Origin of the sequence: Verminephrobacter aporrectodeae subsp. tuberculatae At4, from assembly GCF_000193225.1 — a bacterium.
In the GTDB taxonomy this organism is placed as follows: domain Bacteria; phylum Pseudomonadota; class Gammaproteobacteria; order Burkholderiales; family Burkholderiaceae_C; genus Acidovorax; species Acidovorax aporrectodeae.
The window spans coordinates 1-3,872 of the sequence record NZ_AFAL01000164.1; the positions used below are offsets into that span (position 1 = coordinate 1).

Here is a 3,872-nt window from a genome sequence, read left to right on the forward strand (position 1 = left end):
CTGCCGGCCTGCGCGCTGCGCACCGGCAGGTACAGCACCACCGACTGCCCCGCCTTGAGCGCGGCGCTCGCGCGCATGCCGTTCCAGTTGGCCACGTTCGCGGCGCTCAGCGCGTAGCGCCGCGCGATGCCGGCAACGGTCTCGCCCTTGCCGGCGCGCACCGTGGTGCGGCGCGTGACGATCTCCGGGGTCAGGGCGATCTGGCCGTTGTCTGCCAGGTGCAAGGACACGTCCTGCCCGCTCGCCAAGCGCGGGACCATGAGCGCCGAGCCCGCCTTGATCAGCATGCGCTGCGGGATGTCGTTCACGCTGCGCAGGTCGCGCTCGCTCATTCCCGCCCGCTGCGCGGCTTCGGCCACGCTCATCGTCGCGGGAACGGACCACACTGTCCAACTCGCGTACTGGCCGTCGCTGTGGGCTTGCAGATTGCGCTGGAACACCTTCGCGTTGTCCCAGGGCAGGAGGATTTGCGGCGTGCCTGCGGCGAGGATCACCGGGCGCTTGAACGACGGGTTGAGCGCACGAAAATCCTCCTCGCGCACCCCGGCCAACGTGGCCACCAGGGCCACGTCGATGTCGTGCGTGATGTCCACCGTCTGGAAGTAGGGGTGGTTCCCGATGGGCGGCAACTCGGTCGCGAACGCCTCGGGGTTGGCCACGATGTTCTTCACGGCCTGGAGCTTGGGCACGTACATGCGCGTTTCCGCGGGCATGCTCAGGTCGGCGTAGCCGCTGCCCAGGCCCAGCTTCTGGTTGCGCGCGATGGCGCGGCCGACGCTGCCCTCGCCCCAGTTGTACGCGGCCAGGGCCAGGTGCCAGTCGCCGAACATTCCGTAGAGCTTTTGCAGGTAGTCCAGCGCGGCGCGCGTTGACGCGAGCACGTCGCGGCGGTCGTCGCGGAAAGCGTTCTGCTTGAGGTCGAAATAGCTGCCGGTGGCCGGCATGAACTGCCACATGCCGACGGCTTTGGCACTCGAGATGGCCTGGGGGTTGAACGCGCTCTCGATGTACGGCAGCAGCGCCAACTCGGTGGGCATGCCGCGGCGCTCGAGCTCTTCGACGATATGGAACAGGTACTTGCCCGAGCGCTCGGTCATGCGCTGCATGTAGTCCGGGCGCGTGGCGTACCACTGCTCGCGGTCCTGCACCAGCGGGTGGTGCAACTCGGGCATGGCAAAGCCGCGGCGGATGCGCTCCCACAGGTCCGCGGGGGCGGACAGCGAAGCGACCTCGCCGCTGACCGCGCGGGCTGCGGCGATGGGTTTCAGCGGCCCGTCGGGGATGGCGGATGCATGCCCGGGCCGCAGAAGGTTCTGCGGCCCGCGCGCCGACGCTGCCCCCGGGGCCGACGGATCACCGCCGCTGGCAATGTGCTCCTGCGGCTCCGTGGTGGCGCAGCCCGCGAGCAAGAGAAGGCCTGCGAGGCAGGCGCCGTACAAGAGTTTGCTTTTCATCGGAAATCGTTTTTCCATTCCCGCAGCGCGGCGAATACCGCCACCGCGTCGTCCCGCTGCACGCGCGCGTCGTAGCCCTGCACCGCCTGGGCAACTGCGGCCTGGCGCACGCGCAGGAAGGGGTTGATCTCGCGCTCCAGGGCGATGCACGACGGCAGCGTGGGCTGGTGCTGCGCCCGCAGGGCCGCGCAATGGCGGCTGTAGTCGAGCAGCGCGGCGTTGCCGGGTTCCACGGCGCACGCGAACTTCAGGTTCGCCAGCGTGTATTCGTGCGTGCAGCACACCCGGGTGTCTCCGGGCAGGGCGGCCAGCCGGTCCAGCGAATCGAGCATCTGCGCGGGCGTTCCTTCGAACAGCCGCCCGCAGCCGCCGGAGAACAGGGTGTCGCCGCAAAACAGCAGCGGCGCAGCGTCCACCTGCGGGCAGTAGTAGGCAATATGGCCCGCGGTATGGCCGGGCACGTCGATGACCGCAAAGCGCAGGCCCAGGGCGTGCGCCGTGTCCCCCTGCGCCAGGCGTTCCAGGGGGGGCGCAATGCGCTCGCGCGCCGGACCATGGACGATGGCCCCCGTGGCGGCGCGCAGGGCATCGACCCCGCCGACATGGTCGGCGTGGTGGTGCGTGATCAGCAGGGCCTGCAACTGCAAACCCAGGCGCTCCAGTGTCTGCGCCACGGGGGCGGCGTCGCCCGGGTCCACGGCGAGCGCCTGGCGACCATCGTGCAGCATCCAGATGTAGTTGTCGGCAAAGGCGGCAGTGGCAGCAGATGCATGGGCGCCCGAATTATGCGGCATCCGCATTGGGCGTCCTGGCCGCAAGCGCCGCGCTGCGCATGTCAGGCCGGCTGCTGCGCGCGCCTGGCGAGCAGCGCATTCGCTGCGCGGGAATGGGGCTTGCGGCCCAGAAAGCCGCTGATGTACGCGCCCGCGTCAACGAGCCTGTCGAGGTCGATTCCCGTCGCGATGCCCATGCCGTGCAGCATGTACACCACGTCTTCCGTGGCCACGTTGCCCGTGGCGCCCCGCGCATAGGGGCAGCCACCCAGGCCGGCGACCGCGGTGTCGTACTGCCACACGCCGACCTCGAGCGCGGCCAGCGTGTTCGCCAGCGCCTGGCCGTAGGTGTCGTGAAAATGGCCCGAGACCGCGTCGATTCCGTAGTGCTGCAGCGCGGCCTCGATGGCGCGCTGCACTTGGCGCGGCGTGCCCACGCCGATGGTGTCGGCCACGCCCACGTGCTGCACGCCGATCTGCTTCATCAGCCCCGCCAGGTACGCCACGCGCCCGGGCGCGATCTCGCCCTCCCAGGGGCAGCCCAGGGCGCAGCTCATCGCGCCGCGCACGGGGATTCCCGCGGCGCGCGCGGCCTCGACCACCGGCGCAAAGCGCTCGATGCTCTCGGCGATGCTGCAATTGATGTTCTTGCGGCTGAAGGACTCGCTGGCCGAGCCAAAGACCACGACCTCGTCGGGCCGGTCGGGCAGCGCGGCCTCGAAGCCCTGGAGGTTGGGCGTCAGCACCGAGTAGACGACGCCCTCGCGGCGCGCGATGCCCGCCATCACCGCGTGCCTGTCGGCCATCTGCGGCACCCATTTGGGCGACACGTAGCTCGTGACCTCGATGCCCTGGAGCCCCGCGTCCTGCAGGCGCTGCACCAGGGCGATCTTGACTTCGGCGGGAACGGGGGCGGCCTCGTTCTGCAGGCCGTCGCGCGGGCCGACGTCGACGAGTTTGACTTTGCTTGGAATGCGCATGGTGTGCTTGCCGGAGTGTGTGGGGGACGGATGCAGTTGAAGAGCGCGCCATGCGAGCCGAGGCGCAATAGCTGAAGGAATCCGCCTTCGTCGGTGTCCTGCTTGCCAAACAAGTCCGTCAGCAGTCCCGCGAAAGCGCCGTGCAAAGACTTCACCCGCGCCCGACCATCTGCGCGGGAACGACCCACTGGTCGAACTGCTCGCCCGTGACGTGTCCCGAGGCCACGGCTGCGGCGCGCAGGGTGCTGCCTTCGGCGTGCGCTTTTTTCGCGATCTGCGCGGCCTTGTCGTAGCCGATGTGGGGGTTGAGCGCCGTCACCAGCATCAGCGAGCGCTCCAGCAGTTCGTCGATGCGGGCCTGGTCGGGCGCTATGCCCACGGCGCAATGCGCGTCGAAGCTGCTCATGCCGTCGGCCAGCAGGCGCACGCTCTGCAGGAAGTTGTGGATGATCATGGGGCGGAACACGTTGAGCTCGAAGTTGCCCGACGCGCCCCCGATGTTGATCGCCACGTCGTTTCCCAGCACCTGGGCGCAGAGCATGGTGAGCGCCTCGCACTGCGTGGGGTTGACCTTGCCGGGCATGATCGACGAGCCCGGCTCATTTTCGGGAATCGTGATTTCGCCCAGGCCGCTGCGCGGCCCGCTGGCCAGCCAGCGCACGTCG

Annotated in this window: 3 protein-coding genes and 1 pseudogene; all 4 read right to left on the minus strand. The window is 69.3% G+C overall.

All coding sequences use genetic code 11. The annotated features are described in order from the left end of the window. On the minus strand, window positions 1-1,454 hold a 1,454-nt coding region (locus VTU_RS0105505; RefSeq protein WP_010101672.1), incomplete at its 3' end, for a transglycosylase SLT domain-containing protein. After that, window positions 1,451-2,226, minus strand: a pseudogene (gene gloB / locus VTU_RS0105510) (hydroxyacylglutathione hydrolase). The pseudogene gloB and the gene VTU_RS0105505, both read right to left, overlap by 4 nt. 63 nt (window positions 2,227-2,289) lie before the next feature. Next, entirely contained in the window at window positions 2,290-3,207 is a 918-nt protein-coding gene (locus VTU_RS0105515) for a hydroxymethylglutaryl-CoA lyase (protein WP_010101676.1), read from the minus strand. A gap of 151 nt (window positions 3,208-3,358) precedes the next feature. Next, the coding region (locus VTU_RS0105520; protein WP_010101677.1) for a lyase family protein at window positions 3,359-3,872 on the minus strand (514 nt) is incomplete at its 5' end.